Source organism: Nocardia sp. NPDC050412 (assembly GCF_044458825.1).
Classification (GTDB): Bacteria; Actinomycetota; Actinomycetes; order Mycobacteriales; family Mycobacteriaceae; genus Nocardia.
Window position 1 is genome coordinate 1 of sequence record NZ_JBITIJ010000033.1, and the last position, 17999, is coordinate 17999.

Genomic DNA, 17999 nt, shown 5'->3' on the forward strand with positions numbered 1-17999 from the left:
CGGTCCCATTCCGAACCCGGAAGCTAAGGCCACCAGCGCCGATGGTACTGCACTCGACAGGGTGTGGGAGAGTAGGACACCGCCGGAACATCCTTCACGATAGGGGACCCAGAACTGGGTCCCCTATCGTCGTTTTTGTACCTATATCTATGCCGTGCTCGGGCCCGACCGCCGTCACGTGATTGAATTCAGGGGTTCGACAACCTCTGGCCGAACTCTAGAAAGGGGCCACCGTGTCGGAACAGAACGACGGCCGGAAGTCCTTCCGGCAAGGAGGCCCCGACCGCGATCGAGGCAGTGCCTCTCGCGGCTCTTCCGACCGAGGTGACTCCAGCGAACGGCGCGGTTTCAAACGTAGCGGCGACTCGACCCGAAGTGGCTCGAATGACCGCGGCGACTTCAACCGCAGCAACGATTCCAACGACCGCAGCTCCGGCGACCGCGGTGGTTTCAAGCGCAGCAGCTCCGGCGAGCGCGGCGACTCCGGAAGTCGTGGCGGCTCCAACCGCGGTGCCGATGATCGCGGCGGTTTCAACCGCGGCGGCGCCGGTGGTCGCAGTGGTTTCGAGCGCGGCGACTCCGGTCAGCGCGGTGATTCCGGTGAGCGTGGTTTCAACCGTGGCGGTTCGGGCGAGCGCAGTGGATTCAAGCGCTCCAGTGATTCCGGTGACCGCGGTGGTTTCAGCCGTGGCGGCTCCGGTGACCGCGGTGGTTTCAACCGGGGCGGCTCCGGCGAACGCGGCGGGTTCAACCGCAGCGGCGATTCGGGCCGACGCGGCGATGCAGGTGATCGTGGTGGCTCGGGCGAGCGCGGCCGTTTTGATCGGGGCGATTCCAGCGATCGTGGTGGTTTCAGCCGTGGCGGTGATTCCGGTGAGCGCCGTGGCTTCAAACGCGGCGGCGATTCCGGACAGCGCAGTGACTCCGGCGATCGAAGTGGTTTCGGCCGTAGCGGTTCCGGGGACCGTAGCGGTTCCAACCGCGGTCCCGGCGACCGCGGTGGTTTCAGTCGCGGCGGTTCGGGTGAGCGCGGCGGTTTCAACCGTAGTGACTCGGGTGAGCGCGGTGGTTTCAAGCGTGGCGGTGACTCCGGTCAGCGCGGCGGTTTCAACCGTGGCGGTGACTCTGGTGGTCGCGGTGACTCCGGTCAGCGCGGTGGCTGGAACCGTGGCGACGACCCGCAGGATCGCCGTCGGGGTGGTGAAGGCGCACGTGCCGGGACCGGTTCGGCTGAGCGACGCGCACCGCGTCCCGAAGAACCCGATCTGCCCGATGACGTCCAGGCCACCGACCTCGAAACCGAGGTGCGCCGCGACCTGTTGAGCCTGGACAAGGGCAACGCCGAAACCGTGGCCCGGCATCTCGTGATGGCGGCCCGACTCATCGACGACGACCCGCGTCTCGCCTTGGCCCACGCACGGGCGGCGCGCCAACGTGCGGGCCGTATCGCCGTGGTCCGCGAAACTGCGGGCGTCACCGCTTACCACGCGGGTGAATGGGCCGAAGCCCTTTCCGAGTTGCGCACCGCCCGCCGGATGTCCGGCGGTTCCGGTCTGCTCGCCGTCATGGCGGACTGCGAACGCGGCCTCGGTCGCCCCGAGCGCGCCATCGAACTGGGGCGCAGCGATGAGGCCCGCGCCCTGCGCGGTGACGAGGCCACCGAACTCCGCATTGTGGTCGCCGGTGCCCGCATGGACCTCGGCCAATACGACCAGGCCGTAGTCACCTTGCAGACCTCGGACCTCGACCCCTCCCGCACCGGCTCCGCCGCCGCCCGCCTCTTCTACGCTTATGCCGACGCCCTGGTCGCGGCGGGCCGCACGGCCGAGGGACTCACCTGGTTCCTCAACGCAGCCTCCGCCGACCTCGATGGTGAAACCGACGCCGAGGAACGCGCCGAGGAACTGACCGGCGACGCCGAGCTGTAGGGCACAGCGGCTGGGACTCGACCCGAAGAGTTCGTCGACTCAGGTCGCACGTGCAGAAGGGATCCAGTCGGCCGCAAGGGCATGGAATGCGGGCGCAGGTGCCCGGGTTTTGTCGGAAGCGGCGGCACAGTTTCACGTCGGGCCTGTCCAACGAAGGCGTGGCTTCTGAGATTGTGTACGGCCCTGCCCAATATCCGCCAGTTCTGGTCTGCTCGTCGTCGGGGCTGACTGCGAACGCGGTCTCGGTCGTCGGCGAACGTCCATCGAAGTCGGCTGCGAGTCGCGGAAACACGGTGGTCGGTGTTGCGCAACACGCTGGCTATGCGACGTTGCACGTCGCGCTGGCAAATTCGAGTGTGTGCTCGAAATGGGCTTGCGGCATACGGTCGGTCGACGCCGTCATTTTTCCTGTCGGCGGACTGGCGTAGGGTTCGGGAAAGTGTCGGTCGGTTACGTGGAGTGAGAGTGGTGTGAAGCGGCTACGAGAGCGGTATGAAGCCCTGCTGCTGGATCTGGACGGCACGCTGTATCGCGGGCCCGAGGTGATCGAGGGCGCGCCGGAGGCGTTGGCGGATTCCGTTGTGGCACAGCGGCTTGTCTATGTCACGAATAATGCGAGTCGTGGTCCTGATGTGGTTGCGCGACATTTGGCCGAGCTGGGATTCGCGGCGGAAACCGATGATGTCGTGACCAGTGCGCAGGCCGCGGCACGGTTGTTGGCGGAGCGGCTCGATCTCGGGGCAACGGTGTTGATCGTCGGCACCGATGACCTGGCCAAGGAGGTCGAAGCGGTCGGGCTGCGTTCGATCCGGCGTTTCAATGGCGCTGCGCCCGCTGCTGTCGTACAAGGACATTCACCCGAAACCGCCTGGCCGGATCTCGCGGAGGCGGCCTACGCGCTGAGCGCCGACGCATTGTGGGTTGCCGCCAATACCGATAAGACGCTGCCGAACGAGCGCGGCCTCGCGCCCGGCAACGGTGCCATGGTCGCCGCGCTGCGCGCCGCCTCCGGCAGAGAGCCGGTAGTAGCGGGCAAACCCTATGCGCCACTGCTCGAGGACGCCTTGGTGCGCGCCGGAACGCGCAGCGCGCTGGTCGTGGGCGACCGCCTGGACACCGATATCGAGGGCGCCAACCGCGTCGGCCTCGAATCGTTGCTGGTCCTGACCGGCGTGAGCACCCTCGACGAACTACGCGACGCCCCGGCGGACCTGATCCCGACCTACGTCTCGGCGTCATTGGACGCACTGAACCATCCGCCGGTCGAGGACGAGGCGACCGACCTCGCCGACGACTTGGCGCAACGCTTACGGCGTAACCCGGGACGAGCCGTAAGGGTGCGGGCGTCCGGTTCGGAAATCCGATAGCGTTGACCTCACGATGACTACTCCGATGCCACGCCCCAACGGCCCCGGCTCCGGCTCGAACGGACCGCGCCCCGGCCCACCGCTGCCCGGCCAGCATCTGCCGGGTGCACAGGGACGCCCGGAGCCTGCCGATCCGACGCGGATCCGCGCCGAGATCGACAGTCTGCTCGCCGAACTCGACGCTCGTCCGGCCTGGACCGGCCTGGCGGCGCCCCCTCCGACAGACTCCGATTCCGGCGCCGATATCACCCGGCGCGCCCGCATCCTGGAGCAGGCACATGAGGTGCTCGTACAGGCACTGGCCACGGTGGACAAGATCTGAGGTGGCCAGGCGCGCGCGGGTGGACGCCGAATTGGTTCGCCGCGGATTGGCGCGATCGCGTGAACATGCGGTCGAGTTGATCGGTGCGGGCCGCGTCCTGATTGCTGGAACGGTCGCCGTGAAGCCTGCGACCGCGGTGGAGACGGGCACGCCATTGATCGTGCGTGAGGAGCCCGACGAGGTGTCGTGGGCGTCGCGTGGTGCGCACAAGCTGCTCGGCGCGCTCGAGGCATTCGAACCCCAGGGCTTGACAGTTGCGGGGAAGCGCTGTCTGGATGCTGGTGCCTCGACCGGAGGCTTTACCGATGTACTGCTTTCCAGGCAGGCGCGTGAGGTCGTCGCCGTCGATGTCGGTTATGGCCAGCTGATCTGGCGGCTGCAGAACGATGACAGGGTGCGGGTTCTCGATCGCACCAATGTCCGCGTCATCACCCCAGAATCCATCGGCGGCACGGTAGACCTCGTCGTCGGCGATCTGTCGTTCATCTCGCTGAATCTGGTGCTTCCCGCACTCGCGGCCTGCACCGCAGCGGGGGCCGACCTGTTGCCTATGGTCAAACCCCAGTTCGAGGTGGGCAAGGAGCGAGTAGGCTCCGGCGGTGTGGTGCGGGATCCCGAATTGCGCGCGGAAGTAGTGCGCGATGTCGCGGCGGCCGCCGCCGAATTGGGCTTGCGCACCGTCGGGGTGGTGGCCAGCCCGCTGCCCGGCCCATCGGGCAATGTCGAATACTTTGTGTGGCTGCGTAAAGACGGGCAGTTCGAGTACGACGGCGAGCAGGTCGCGCTGCTCGTCGAACGTGCGGTTGAGGAGGGTCCACAGTGAACGCGCTGACGCCGGCCGAATCCAGAGAGATTCTGCTGGTTTCGCATCCGGGCCGGGCGGAGATCATCGAAACCGCCCATCGCGTGGCGAAGATATTCGCAGATGCGGGCATCGGGCTGCGCGTGCTCGCGGACGAGGCGGACAGCACCCGATTCGACTGTGAGTCCGACACCGCGAGCGGGACAGCCGTCGCGGAACCGGGCGGATACCCGGCACGCGTGGTCGAACACTGCCCGGACGCGGCGGTCGGCTGCGAGATGGTGCTCTCGCTCGGCGGTGACGGCACCTTCCTGCGCGCAGCAGAATTGGCCAGGCCAGCGGGGGTGCCGGTGCTCGGAATCAACCTGGGTCGCATCGGTTTCCTCACCGAGGCCGAGGCCGAACACCTCGATGAGGCGTTGGCCAGCGTGGTCCGCGGCGACTACCAGCTCGAGCATCGGATGACCATCGACGTGAACGTCCGGGTGGACGACGAGATCGTCGAAACCGGTTGGGCGCTCAATGAAGCCAGTATCGAGAACGCCTCGCGTATGGGTGTGCTCGAGGTGGTCCTGGAGGTCGACGGGCGTCCGGTTTCGCAATTCGGCTGCGACGGCATCCTCATCTCCACACCGACCGGATCTACCGCCTACGCGTTCTCCGCGGGCGGCCCGGTGGTGTGGCCGGAACTCGAAGCGCTGCTGGTGATTCCGAGTAATGCGCACGCCCTGTTCGCGCGGCCGCTGGTGACCAGTCCGGAGTCCAGGATCGCGGTCGAATCCGTTGCGGCTGGCCATGATGCGATAGTTTTCCTGGATGGCAGGCGCACCCTGGCATTGCCGAAGGGTGGACGGCTCGAGGCGGTCCGCGGTGGCGAACCGGTGCGGTGGGTGCGGTTGGATTCCGCGCCGTTCGCCGACCGGATGGTGCGCAAATTCCAATTGCCCGTGACAGGCTGGCGTGGCCGACGGCGAACGGAGATCACACGTGCTGACAGAGATCAGGATTGACGGGCTTGGCGTCATATCCACGGCTACCGCGCAATTCCATGAGGGTCTGACGGTTCTGACCGGTGAGACCGGTGCCGGTAAGACGATGGTAGTGACCAGTCTGCACCTGCTCAGCGGGGCACGGGCCGATGCGGGACGTGTCCGGTTGGGTGCGGAACGGGCCGTGGTCGAGGGACGGTTCACCGTCGACGAGGTGAATACGACCGCGCAGAAGCAAGTGCAGGAAGTCCTGGAATCGGCTGCGGCCGAACGCGATGACGACGGCAGCATCATCGCGATCCGCACCGTCGGCAGTGATGGACGCTCCCGTGCGCATCTCGGGGGGCGCGGTGTACCAGCTTCTGTCCTCGCCGATTTCACCGCGCCGTTGTTGACTGTGCACGGTCAGAACGACCAACTGCGGCTGCAGCGTCCGGATCAGCAGCTGTCGGCGCTGGATCAGTTCGCCTCCGGTGCGGTCGGTTCACTGCTGCGTAAGTACCAGGTGCAGCGGCGATCCTGGCTCGACGCCCGCAATGAGCTGGTCGAACGTACTGCGCGCAGTAGGGAACTCGCGCTGGAGGCCGACCGGCTGAAGCATTCGCTAGCCGAGATCGATGCCATCGCACCGGAACCCGGTGAGGATGAGCGCATAGTCGACGAGGTGCGTAGGCTCAGCGATCTGGATTCGCTGCGTGAGGCCGCCGCGATCGCGCACGATGCCTTGGCCGGTCCCGCTGATTCGCCCGAAGACGGTTCGGGCGCACTGGAATTGCTCGGCGCCGCGCGTGCCCGCATCGAATCGGCCCACGATCCGGCACTGACCGCGCTCGGGCCGCGGCTCGATGAGGCCATCGCGGTGGTCGTCGATCTGACCACCGAACTCAGTGGCTATCTTTCGGATTTGCCTTCGGACCCGGGCGCTTTGGATTCGCTGCTCACCCGGCAGGCGGAATTGAAATCGCTGACCCGCAAGTACGCGCCGGATATCGATGGGGTGATCGCGTGGGCGGCTGAGGCGCGCACCCGTCTCGGTTCGCTCGATGTCTCCGAAGAGGCGTTGGCCGCGCTGGCGGCGGAGGTGGATATCGCCGCGGACCGCGTTTGTGAGGCAGCGCGCAAATTGACTGCGGCGCGTACCAAGTCGGCGGGCAAGCTGGCTTCCGCGGTGAGCGCCGAACTCGGTGGGCTCGCGATGGGTAAGGCGAAGCTCGAGGTCGTGGTGCGGCCGGTGCCCGCGAGTCCGCAGGATTCCGCGCCACTGACGGTGGATGGGCAGGAATTGCATGCGGGTTCGACCGGTGTCGACGAAGTGGAATTCCGGTTGTCCGCGCATTCCGGCGCGCAGTCATTGCCGTTGAGCAAGAGCGCATCCGGTGGTGAGCTCTCGCGCGTGATGTTGGCACTCGAAGTGGTGCTCGCCAGTTCGGATCACGGCGCGACCATGGTGTTCGATGAGGTCGATGCCGGTGTCGGTGGCCGGGCCGCGGTCGAGATCGGCCGTCGGCTGGCACGGCTCGCGCGCACCCATCAGGTGATCGTGGTGACACACCTGCCGCAGGTCGCGGCATTCGCCGACACCCATCTCGTGGTGGACAAGTCCGATGACGGCAAGGGCAAGGTCAACAGCGGTGTCCGGGCATTGACCAAGGATGAGCGCGTCATCGAATTGGCCCGCATGCTGGCCGGTCTCGATGACACCGAAACCGGCCGAGCTCACGCCGAGGAACTGCTCGAAACCGCCCGCGCCGAACGCGCCCTCGCCTGACGGGGTCAGCGCAGGGCTTTTTGGGCGCCCTTGATGAACTGGTTGATGAGGTTCTTCAGGCCCAATTCCAGAACCTTCGCGGGAACGGGAAGGCTGGGCTCGGACTCCATCGTGTAGGAGACCAAGGTGCCGTTGTCGGCGTCGGTGAAGGTGATGGTGCCGACGTGCCGTTTCACCGGGACACCCTTGATGATCTTGTATTCCATCAATTCGCCGGGAACGAGCTTGGTGGTCTCCTCGACGAAGCCGACGCCGGCCTTGCCGATGAGGTATTGCGCACCGACGCCATTCGGGGTGGGCGATCCGGGGGTCTTCAGGGTGAAATCGACCGGGATGTAGGGGTTGATGCCATCGCGCTCGGTGAAGAACTTGTAGACGACATCGCGTGGTGCCGCGATCACGGCGTCGACGGTGCTGCTGACCATGGTGTCTCCTCTTCGAGATATCTGTGACCCGCAGCATACGGGTACTGGTCGGTGCGCTCCCTGCGCGGCGTGGTGTTCGTGTTATCACAGTGACGAATGTGATTGGTGATGCGGCGCGCCTCCACCAATGGTTGAGGGTTTGCGGCCAGGATCGGCCCCATGAAGATGTTGGCGTTGTTGTCGAAGAGCACCGAAGTGCTACCGGGGCTGACCGGGGTGGCTCGGGTTGACCGCAACACCAGGCGTCTGCTGAAGCGGGTCGGGCCCGGTGATGTCGTAATACTCGATGAGATGGATCTGGATCGGTTCACCGCCGATCGGTTGGTCGAGGCGGGCGTGGCCGCGGTGGTGAATACTTCGCCATCGATATCCGGTCGCTACCCCAATCTGGGACCGGAAGTATTGGTCGCCCACGGAATCCTGCTGCTGGACACTGTCAGTTCGGATGCCTTCCGGATCAAGGACGGCACCAAGGTCCGCATAGACGAGGGCGTCGTCTACTCCGACAAGCTGGTCAAGAAGGAGCCCGAGGTCCTGGTCACGGCCATCCAGCTGACCGAAGCCGATATCGCCGAGCGGATGATCGCGGCGCGCAACGGCCTCGCCGATCATCTGGAGGCATTCGCGGGCAACACCATCGAATTCATTCGCACCGAGAGTGCGCTGCTCATCGACGGTATCGGGGTGCCGGAGCTGGAGCTGGACATGAAGAATCGGCATGTGGTCGTGGTGGCCGACGGCCCGGACCATGCGGACGATCTCAAGCGACTAAAGCCGTTCATCAAGGAGTATGCCCCGATCATGGTCGGCGTGGGCCGTGGCGCGGACACCTTGATGAAGCAGGGCTACCGCCCCGATCTGATCGTCGGCGACCCGGACGACATCACCACCGCCACCTTGAAGTCCGGTGCCGAGATGATCCTGCCCGCCGATACCGATGGCCACGCCAAAGGTCTGGAGCGCATCCAGGATCTCGGCATCGGCGCGACGACCTTCCCTTCATCCGGCGCACCTGCCGACCTGGCCCTGCTGCTGGCCCACCATCACGGCGCATCGCTCATCGTGACCGCCGGTGCCGCCGCCTCACTGGACGATTTCTTCGACCGCGGTCGCCGCGACAGCAATCCGGCGACCTTCCTCACCCGACTGAAAATCGGCACCGAACTCATGGATGCCAAGGCCGTCGCCACGCTCTATCGAAACCGGGTGTCCGGCACCGCCATCGCGATGGTCGTACTCGCCGCCCTGGTCGCGGTGATCGTGGCGATGCTCGCCTCGAATATGGGGACCGAGGCAGTGGAGTGGGCCGCCGATACCTGGAATCGGTTCGATCTCTGGGCACGCGGCCTAGCCGGTGCGGGAGGCAACCGATGATTTCGATTCGGCAGCATGCGGTTTCGATTGTCGCGATCTTCCTGGCCCTCGCCCTCGGCGTGGTGCTCGGGTCACAGACCGTGGCGGCGGACCTGCTGTCCGGATTGCGCGCGGATAAAACAGATCTGCGCAAACAGCTCGACGTGACCAACGATCGGAACCGGCGCCTCGGCGATGAAATGAATGCCGCGGACCGATTCATCGCCGGATCGGCGGGGCGCATCCTCGGCGGCACGCTGACCGATCGCAGCGTCGTGCTGTTCACGACCCCCGATGCCGAACCCGCCGATGTCGAGGCCGTCGCAAGAGATCTGGAAACCTCGGGTGCCACCGTGACCGGCCGCATCGCACTCACCGATGCCTTCCTCGACGCCGCCGAGGGTGACCGGATGCGCACCGCGGTCACCAATGTCATTCCCGCGGGCGCGCAGCTGCGCACCGGTCAGGTGGATCAGGGCAGTATGGCGGGGGATCTGCTCGGCCTGGTGCTGCTGCTCGATCCGGCGAGCGCGCAACCGCGCAGCACCCCGCAGGAGTTGAGTCTGGTGCTGGAGACGTTGCGCGGCGGCGGGTTCCTCGCCTACGGCGACACTCCGACGCAGGTCGCGGATCTCGCCGTGGTCGTCACGGGCGACGGCGCGAAGTCCGGCGAGAACAGTCAAGGCAGCAATATCGCCCGATTCGCAGGCGCTCTGCGTGGGCGCGGTGCTGGTGTGGTGCTCGCGGGTCGGTCCGGCGCCGCCGACAATCCGGGCCCGCTCGCGATCATTCGTTCCGATGCCGCGCTGGCCACGGCCGTCACCACCGTCGACAATCTCGATCGCGATATCGGTCGCGTCACCACCGTGCTCGGCCTGAGCGAGCAGCTCAACGGCGGTGCGGGCCGATACGGAACCGGCACCAAGGCGACCTCCCTCACACTCGTCGCGCCGCCCGCGAGCTGATCCGCTCGACCCGCACTGCCCCGTGCTGCGAACATGGCGCACGGACTGAATCCGATCAATGGCAGCGACTCGGTGGCAAACGTGCGTGGTGTGTGATCAGACCAGCAATTTCGTGTTACCGTGAAGACCCGTGGGTCATACACGGAATCAGGCGCGAACGGCCACGAAGCACATCTTCGTCAGCGGTGGTGTCGCCTCCTCATTGGGTAAGGGTCTTACCGCCTCCAGCCTCGGTCAGTTGCTGACCGCGCGCGGACTGCGGGTGACCATGCAGAAACTCGACCCGTACTTGAACGTCGATCCGGGCACCATGAATCCGTTCCAGCACGGAGAAGTGTTCGTCACCGAAGACGGCGCGGAGACCGATCTCGATGTCGGCCACTACGAGCGGTTCCTCGATCGCGACCTGTCCAAGGACGCGAATGTGACTACCGGGCAAATCTATTCGTCGGTGATCGCCAAGGAGCGCCGGGGCGAATACCTCGGTGACACGGTGCAGGTGATCCCGCACATCACCGATGAGATCAAGAGTCGCATCCTGGCGATGCAGGGCCCGGATCTACAGGGGCAGGTGCCCGATGTGGTGATCACCGAAATCGGTGGCACCGTCGGCGATATCGAATCGCAGCCGTTCCTCGAGGCCGCGCGCCAGATCCGCCACGATGTGGGCCGGGACAATGTGTTCTTCCTGCACGTATCGCTGGTGCCCTACCTCGCGCCATCGGGTGAGCTCAAGACCAAGCCGACCCAGCATTCGGTGGCGGCGCTGCGCAATATCGGTATCCAGCCCGACGCGCTGATCCTGCGTTGTGATCGCGAGGTGCCGCAGGCGCTCAAGAGCAAGATCGCGCTGATGTGCGACGTGGATGTGGACGCGTGCATCTCTACCCCGGACGCGCCGTCGATCTACGACATCCCCAAGGTGCTGCACCGTGAGGGCCTGGACGCCTATGTAGTGCGCCGGCTCGGGCTGCCGTTCCGGGACGTGGACTGGACCGTGTGGGGTGATCTGCTGGATCGGGTGCACCAGCCGCGGGAGACGGTCGAGGTCGCACTGGTCGGCAAGTACGTCGATCTGCCCGATGCGTATCTGTCGGTGACCGAGGCGTTGCGCGCGGGCGGATTCGCCTCGCGGGCCAAGGTGAATATCCGCTGGGTGCAGTCCGATGAGTGCGAGACCCCGTCGGGTGCGCAGGCCGCACTGCGCGATGTGGACGCGGTGCTGATTCCGGGCGGGTTCGGTATCCGCGGTATCGAGGGCAAGGTCGGCGCCATCAAATATGCGCGGATCAGGGGGCTTCCGCTGCTGGGCCTGTGTCTGGGTCTGCAGTGTGTGGTCATCGAGGCCGCGCGTTCGGTCGGTCTGGCGGAGGCCAATTCGGCCGAATTCGAGCCGGACACACCGCATCCGGTGATTTCCACCATGGCCGATCAGAAGGAGATCGTCGCCGGTGAGGCCGATCTCGGCGGCACCATGCGTCTCGGCGCCTACCCGGCGACGCTGCAGAAGGGGTCGGTGGTAGCGCAGGCCTACGGCACCGACCAGGTCTCCGAGCGGCACCGGCATCGCTACGAAGTCAACAACGCCTACCGCGACAAGATCGCCACCAGCGGTTTGAAATTCAGTGGTACCTCACCGGACGGGCATCTGGTCGAATTCGTCGAGTTGCCCGCGGATAGGCATCCGTTCTTCGTGGCCACCCAGGCGCATCCGGAGCTCAAGAGCCGCCCCACCCGGCCGCATCCGCTGTTCGCGGCGCTGATCGCGGCGGCACTGAAATATAAACTGGCCGAGCGGCTTCCGGTCGATATCCCGGACGAAGAGTTCGCGAACGCAGATCAGGCGTCGTAGATGAGTGATAACGGGGGAGCCCAGCCGGGCAGCCACGATTTCGAGACCGTGGCGAGCAAGACCATGTACAGCGGTGCCATCCTCGCGTTGCGGCTCGACCAAGTGGCCATGCCGGGCGGACGCGTCGTCGAGCGCGAGGTGATCGAACATCATGCGGCGGTTGCGGTCGCGGCCATCGATGATGCCGACAATGTGGTGTTGATCAGACAGTATCGGCATCCGATCGGTCAGCGGCTGCTCGAGCTGCCCGCCGGACTGCTCGATGTGCCCGGCGAGGATCCGCTGGCTGCGGCCAAGCGTGAATTGGCCGAGGAGACCGGACTGGCCGCCAGGGAATGGTCGGTCTTGGTGGATGTCGCGCTCTCGCCCGGATTCACCGATGAGGCGCTGCGGGTATACGCCGCTCGGGGCCTGTACGAAACCGACCGGCCGGAGCCGGAATTGGAGGAGGCGGACCTGGAATTGGTCCGACTGCCGGTGGAGGAGGCTGTGCGGGCTGCATTGGCCGGTGAGATCGTCAATGCCACGGCCGTCGCCGGTCTGCTCGCGCTCGCGGCCGCCAGGGCGAGCGGGGCGCAGTTGCGACCGGCCGACGCGCCATGGCCGGGGCAGCCCACCGCGTTCCTGCGCCGCAAGGCGCAGCGGCAGTCCGCGGACTGACGGGTCTGGGCGGTGCTCGCACGGGAGGTGGACGCCTACCTCGATCATCTTGCGGTCGAGCGCGGCGCCGCCCGCAACACCCTCGGTGCGTACCGTCGCGATCTCGATCGGTATCGGGATTTCCTGACCTCGCGCGGGATTACGGCGCTGGAACAAATTTCCGAATCCGATGTCGCGGAGTTCACGATGGTGCTGCGGGCGGGTGGGCAGACGCACCCGCCCCTTGCCGCGAGTTCGGTCGCTCGTGCGCTGATCGCAGTGCGCGGGCTGCATCGCTTCGCCGCGGCGGAGGGCGTGACGAGTGCCGATGTCGCACATGCGGTGAAGCCGCCGACCCCCGGACGGCGGTTGCCGAAAGCGCTGCCTTACGACCAGGTGTTGCGGTTGCTGGAGGCCGCGGGGGGCGGGTCGATCGGTGATGCGAACGGGGCCGGAGCCGATGGTGGGCCGCGCGGATTGCGTGATCGGGCGCTGCTCGAGCTGTTGTATTCGACCGGGGCGCGGATTTCGGAGATGGTCGGACTCGATGTGGACGACCTCGATGCCGAGGAGCGGGCTGTTGTATTGCACGGCAAGGGCGGCAAGCAGCGCATGGTTCCGATCGGCAGGCCCGCGCTGGCGGCCGTCGATGCGTATTTGGTGCGGGGGAGGCCGGTGCTCGCCGTGAACGGGAAAGGGACTGCGGGCGCGCTGTTTCTGAATGCACGCGGCGGTCGGTTGTCACGGCAGAGTGCCTGGCAGGTTTTGCAGACCGCCGCTGAGCGGGCTGGTATCGGAGCCACGGTTTCGCCGCATACGCTGCGTCATTCCTTCGCAACGCATTTGCTCGACGGGGGTGCGGATGTGCGCGTGGTTCAAGAACTTCTGGGACATGCTTCGGTGACGACCACTCAGATCTACACATTGGTCACTGTGAACACGCTTCGTGAGGTTTGGGCCACCGCTCATCCGCGCGCTCGCTGACTCTGTGCCTTGCGCAGGATTTTGCGCGCCGAGTTCGGGTTAGCCCGACGGATCCGTGTGCGGTGTACAAAACGTGCGCAGAGCGTATCGACCGGGAAGAAATGGGACTACGGTCCGGTTGTGTTGGATGCGGGATCGGGTGGTCTCGGCATGCCGATGTGAGGTGAGTTGGATGGCAAGGGCTTTCATCGTTCAGGAGCGCGATGTCGAGGCGGTATCGCTGCCCGGCGGCGGTTCGTTCCAATTGCTCGAGGACAGTGTGAACACCGACGGGCTGTTCGGAGCGAATCGGCTTGTCCTGCAGGCTGGCGCGGATGGGACCAGGCCGCACCATCACACGAAGTCAACGGAAATCTTCTATGTCCTGGACGGGACAATGGAATTCCTCGTCGACGGCGAACGTCATGCGGTCGCGAAGGGTGGTCTGGTGGTGGTTCCGCCGGGTATTGTGCATGCCTTCGGGGCCTCCGTGGACCGTCCCGCCGAGTTCTTCGCGGTACTCACACCAGGTATCGTCCGGTTCGAGTACTTCCGGCAACTCGGTCGTATCGCTCGGGGTGAGGCGGATTGGGACAGTATGGATGAACTCCACGATCGGTTCGACGTCCATTTCGACGGCGGACCGGATTGGCGCTAGGGGAGCGGATGCCCGCGCAGGTAAACGCGGGTGTCGCGTGTCCGAGCGTGGGTCTTGCGCTGTCAAGCGGTAGCGTCTATCGAGAGCTGGACCGTGCGAAAGTTAGGTCGGGCCTGATCGGCCTCGCTACGCTCGGGCAGATGATGCCGGAGGCGGCGAAGGCAACGGGCAGGAACGTATAAGGAGCAGCGGATCGTGACGACAGCCGGTGCGGCAGAGCCGCCGATGAGTGCTGGGGCGCAGCCGCTTACGGGTCCCCGAACGGGTCCGTACTCGGCAGCCGCGGCGGAAACGCTGTGGGGCGACGGCGCCGAACCCGTCCCCGAGGACGCGACGCTCGGTCCGACCGGGCGCCCGCTGCGTGTCGTGCCCGAACCTCCGCCGATCGAGCATCACGGTGATGCGCTGATCGTCGCGATGTGCAATCAGAAGGGTGGCGTCGGCAAGACTACCTCGACCATAAACCTGGGCGCCGCGCTCGCGGAGTGCGGTCGGCGGGTGCTGTTGGTGGATTTGGATCCGCAGGGTGCGCTGTCGGCGGGATTGGGTGTGGCCCTTCACGATCTCGATCTGACCGTGCACAGCCTGCTTATCGGATCCAAGGTCTCGATCGACGATGTCCTGATGGAGACCCGGGTCGAGAATCTGGATCTGCTGCCGAGCAATATCGATCTGTCCGCCGCGGAAATCCAGCTGGTCAACGAGGTCGGCCGGGAGCAGACGCTGGGTCGCGCGCTGGAATCGGTGCGTGATCGCTACGACTACATCCTCATCGACTGCCAGCCATCGCTCGGCCTGCTCACGGTGAATGCGTTGGCCTGCTCCGATGGCGTGATCATTCCGATGGAGTGCGAGTACTTTTCACTACGCGGACTCGCCCTGCTCAACGACACAGTGGAGAAGGTGCGGGACCGCCTGAACCCGCGGCTGAGCCTGTACGGCATCGTTGTGACCATGTTCGATGCGCGGTTACTACATTCGCGTCAGGTCATGGCGCGGGTCGTCGAGGTATTCGGCGACCTGGTGTACGACACGGCGATCATGCGCACCGTGCGCTTTCCGGACGCCAGCGTCGCAGGTGAGCCCATCACTACGTGGGCACCGAAATCCAGTGGAGCCGAAGCATATCGGGCGATGGCGCGGGAAGTCATCCACCGGTCCGGCCGGTGATCGGCGGTACTGAACCGGCACCATCGACGAACACGGATACGCTCGGCTCGGAGTCTGATGAGTTCGTCGATCGGGACTCCGACGCCGAGCGTGCCGCTTCGACCGCGGATAATCCGCCAGGCAGAACTGGCGCCGAGGGCGAGCCGACGGCGCAGACATCCGGGTTCCAGCTGCGGCTGAGCAACTTCCAGGGGCCGTTCGATCTGCTGTTGAATCTGATCAGTTCGCGCAAGCTCGATGTCACCGAGGTCGCGTTGCATCAGGTGACTGACGAATTCATCGCCTACACAAAGGCATTGACCGCCAGCATCGGGCAGCAGGCATTGCGTGCGGACAAGATCCTGGATCAGACTACCGAATTCCTGGTGGTCGCCGCGACATTGCTGGATCTCAAGGCGGCGCGACTGCTGCCATCCGGTGAGGTGACCGACGCCGAGGACCTCGAACTGCTCGAGGCGCGCGATCTGCTCTTCGCCCGGCTGCTGCAGTACCGGGCGTTCAAACAGGTCGCTGAGTTGCTCGGGGAGCTGGAAGCGGTCGCGTTGCGGCGATACCCGCGCGCGGTCGGACTGGAGGAGCGCTACGCCGACCTGTTGCCCGAGGTTACGCTGGGAGTTGACGCAAACCAGTTCGCTGTGATCGCCGCAACGGCTTTCCGGCCGCGCCCGGCGCCGCGGGTCGGACTCGACCATCTGCACCAGCACGCCTTCTCGGTCGCCGAACAGGCCGCGCTCGTGCTCGAACAGCTCAAACTGCGCGGACCGGGCGGCTGGACGACCTTCGGCGAACTGGTCGCCGACTGCGAGATGCCGATCCAGATCGTCGCCCGCTTCCTGGCGCTGCTCGAGCTGTACCGGGGCAAGACGATCGAGTTCGACCAGCCCGACCCGCTCGGCCCGCTCTCGATCAGCTGGACCGGCGACCCCAAGGACGACACCGCCGACACCGTGACCATCGAGGAGGACTACGGGTGAGTGAGCGCACCGACGATGCGACACCCCTCGAGCACAACGGCATCGAGCGTGACGCCGCGATCGCGAGCGAGCTGGTCGATGGTGGTGCACTGATCGCGCAGAGCGACGACGCAGTAGGCGCGAGCGCGGTGAAGTCGCGCGACGAGGTGGCATCGTCGAGTGGTGAGCGCATCGAAGCCGCGCCAGATACGACCGCGCCAGGAACCGATGGCGGTGCCGCGGATTCGAGCGGCGACGACGCCGGGGATGCGGCGACCTCGAGCGACCCTGGACCAATTGAGACTGTAGGCAGCGCAATTGTCGACCGGGATTCCTCAGACACGGCTGAGCCGGGCCAGGGCGAGCAGGCATCGGTCGGAGTCGAGGGCGCCGCAGGACGCACCGATGCGCCGATGACGAGCGGTGGGGGCGAGGAACCCGCAGCTTCGGCAGGTGCGACCGTAAACAGTCCATTCGACGAGGCGAATTCCTCGGGCCCGGCCGAGTCGAACAGCAGCGAGCGGGCAGCGCCGAATGATGAGGATGACGCAGGCGTAGCGGGAGGAGCTGGCGAGACACCGCTGACCAGCGGTCGGGGCGCGGCGGCCGCAGGTTCGGCAAGGGTGAGGAAGGCCGCGCGTGCGACGAAGAGCAAAGAGATAGCCGGTTCCGACGACGAAGTGGCGGAGTTCACGCCCGAACCGCTCGATGACGATGAATTCCGGTCGGCGTTGGAGGCGGTGCTGCTCATTGTGGACGCTCCGGCCCCGGTAGAACTGCTGGCCGACGCGTTGCAGGACAAACCGGTGCGGGTGGAGCGGGCGCTGCACGAAATGGCGGCCGAACTGTCCGCGCGGGCCAGTGGCATCGATCTGCGTTTCGTGGGTGACGGGTGGCGCTTCTATACTCGCAGCGAGTATGCGCCGTATGTGGAACGGATGCTGCTCGACGGTGCCCGGTCGAAATTGACCAGGGCCGCTTTGGAAACATTGGCGGTGGTGGCATACCGCCAACCGGTGACCCGGACCAGGGTCAGCGCGGTGCGCGGCGTGAACGTCGACGGCGTGATGCGAACCCTGTTGGCTCGCGGATTGATCGCCGAGGCCGGGGTCGACCCGGAAACGAACGGCACGCAGTACTGCACGACCGAATTGTTCCTGGAGCGGATCGGACTCGCATCGCTGTCCGATTTGCCGCCACTGGCGCCCCTGCTGCCGGGCGTCGACCTGATCGATGAGATCAACGAGAGCCTGGACACGGACCCCCGTTACACCAGGCTGAGGAAATCCGCCGAGACCGATTTGGATCTCGGTACCGAAGAAGACTGACAGGACAATATGAATACGCCCGCTCGCCGAGATGGCACACCGGATCGTAGGACCAGAAGCGACCAGCCCCCCAGGGGCGGCGCAGGCCGAAACGCACGCGATATGCGTTCAGCCCAACGGGGAAGTACGCAGCGCGGGGCCGCATGGGGCGGTTCCGAGCGCGGCTCCTCGCAAGGGGGTTATCGGGGGAGTTCAGAAGGTAGCGATCGTGGTTACCGCGGTTCGTCGCAGGGCGAACAGCGTGGCTCCTCGCGTGGCGGCTACCGCGGAACCTCGCAGGGCGACAGTGGCCATCGTGGCTCGTCGCAGAGCGATAGTGGATATCGAGGTTCCGCCGAGCGCGGCTCCGATCGACGTGGCACGTCGCAGGGTGGCTCGGGTTATCGCGGTTCGTCGCAGGGCGAGAGCGGTTATCGGGGTTCGTCGCAGGGTGGCTCGGGTTATCGCGGTTCGTCGCAGGGCGAGAGCGGTTATCGGGGTTCGTCGCAGGGTGGCTCGGGTTATCGCGGTTCGTCGC

General features: G+C 65.8%; 15 protein-coding genes, 1 rRNA gene and 1 pseudogene. 16 read left to right on the forward strand and 1 reads right to left on the reverse strand.

Features of this window, described 5'->3' with window-relative positions; genetic code table 11:
* From rrf to recN, 7 genes and pseudogenes are all read left to right on the forward strand, one after another.
* A 5S ribosomal RNA gene (rrf, locus tag ACIBI6_RS40880) occupies window positions 1-88 on the forward strand; the annotation flags it as partial.
* A 907-nt stretch (window positions 89-995) separates the two neighbouring features.
* Window positions 996-1928 (forward strand): annotated as a pseudogene (locus tag ACIBI6_RS40885) (tetratricopeptide repeat protein); the annotation flags it as partial.
* A 470-nt stretch (window positions 1929-2398) separates the two neighbouring features.
* Entirely contained in the window at window positions 2399-3295 is an 897-nt protein-coding gene (locus tag ACIBI6_RS40890; protein ID WP_364354573.1) for an HAD-IIA family hydrolase, read from the forward strand.
* 13 nt (window positions 3296-3308) lie between these two features.
* Window positions 3309-3617, forward strand: a complete 309-nt coding sequence (locus tag ACIBI6_RS40895; RefSeq protein ID WP_364354570.1) for a hypothetical protein — start codon at window positions 3309-3311, stop codon at window positions 3615-3617.
* Between the two features lies 1 nt (window position 3618).
* Window positions 3619-4440 carry a TlyA family RNA methyltransferase gene (locus ACIBI6_RS40900; protein ID WP_364354567.1) on the forward strand — a complete coding sequence of 274 codons (822 nt, stop codon included), beginning with the start codon at window positions 3619-3621 and terminating at the stop codon, window positions 4438-4440.
* A complete protein-coding gene (locus tag ACIBI6_RS40905; RefSeq protein WP_364354564.1) occupies window positions 4437-5429 on the forward strand; it encodes an NAD kinase in 993 nt (330 codons plus the stop codon). Before ACIBI6_RS40900 ends, ACIBI6_RS40905 begins: the two co-directional genes overlap by 4 nt.
* Window positions 5407-7176, forward strand: coding sequence for a DNA repair protein RecN (gene recN, locus ACIBI6_RS40910; protein WP_364354561.1), 1770 nt, complete (start codon window positions 5407-5409; stop codon window positions 7174-7176). The genes ACIBI6_RS40905 and recN overlap by 23 nt, the downstream gene beginning before the upstream one ends.
* A 5-nt stretch (window positions 7177-7181) precedes the next feature.
* On the opposite strand, the gene ACIBI6_RS40915 is transcribed toward recN, so the two are convergent.
* On the reverse strand, window positions 7182-7601 hold the full coding sequence (locus ACIBI6_RS40915) for an SRPBCC family protein (protein WP_364354558.1): 420 nt from the start codon (window positions 7599-7601) through the stop codon (window positions 7182-7184).
* A 159-nt stretch (window positions 7602-7760) separates the two neighbouring features.
* Here ACIBI6_RS40915 and steA point away from each other — a divergent pair, with 159 nt between their 5' ends.
* From steA to scpB, 9 genes are all read left to right on the forward strand, one after another.
* Window positions 7761-8975 carry a putative cytokinetic ring protein SteA gene (gene steA / locus ACIBI6_RS40920; protein WP_364354555.1) on the forward strand — a complete coding sequence of 405 codons (1215 nt, stop codon included), beginning with the start codon at window positions 7761-7763 and terminating at the stop codon, window positions 8973-8975.
* Window positions 8972-9919, forward strand: coding sequence for a copper transporter (locus ACIBI6_RS40925; RefSeq protein WP_396960537.1), 948 nt, complete (start codon window positions 8972-8974; stop codon window positions 9917-9919). Before steA ends, ACIBI6_RS40925 begins: the two co-directional genes overlap by 4 nt.
* Window positions 9920-10049: 130 nt before the next feature.
* Window positions 10050-11771, forward strand: coding sequence for a CTP synthase (locus ACIBI6_RS40930; RefSeq protein WP_396960538.1), 1722 nt, complete (start codon window positions 10050-10052; stop codon window positions 11769-11771).
* Entirely contained in the window at window positions 11772-12431 is a 660-nt protein-coding gene (locus tag ACIBI6_RS40935; RefSeq protein WP_396960540.1) for an NUDIX domain-containing protein, read from the forward strand. It abuts the gene before it with no gap.
* 12 nt (window positions 12432-12443) lie between these two features.
* Window positions 12444-13394, forward strand: coding sequence for a site-specific tyrosine recombinase XerD (gene xerD / locus ACIBI6_RS40940; protein WP_396960542.1), 951 nt, complete (start codon window positions 12444-12446; stop codon window positions 13392-13394).
* A 172-nt stretch (window positions 13395-13566) separates the two neighbouring features.
* A complete protein-coding gene (locus tag ACIBI6_RS40945; RefSeq protein WP_396960544.1) occupies window positions 13567-14031 on the forward strand; it encodes a cupin domain-containing protein in 465 nt (154 codons plus the stop codon).
* 225 nt (window positions 14032-14256) lie between these two features.
* On the forward strand, window positions 14257-15201 hold the full coding sequence (locus tag ACIBI6_RS40950; RefSeq protein ID WP_364354598.1) for a ParA family protein: 945 nt from the start codon (window positions 14257-14259) through the stop codon (window positions 15199-15201).
* A 170-nt stretch (window positions 15202-15371) separates the two neighbouring features.
* The gene (locus tag ACIBI6_RS40955) at window positions 15372-16175 is read left to right on the forward strand and encodes a segregation/condensation protein A (RefSeq protein WP_364354595.1); all 804 of its coding nucleotides are present in this window, start codon (window positions 15372-15374) and stop codon (window positions 16173-16175) included.
* Window positions 16176-16813: 638 nt separating this feature from the next.
* Window positions 16814-17482, forward strand: coding sequence for an SMC-Scp complex subunit ScpB (gene scpB / locus ACIBI6_RS40960; protein WP_396960561.1), 669 nt, complete (start codon window positions 16814-16816; stop codon window positions 17480-17482).
* The last annotated feature ends 517 nt before the right edge of the window (window positions 17483-17999 follow it).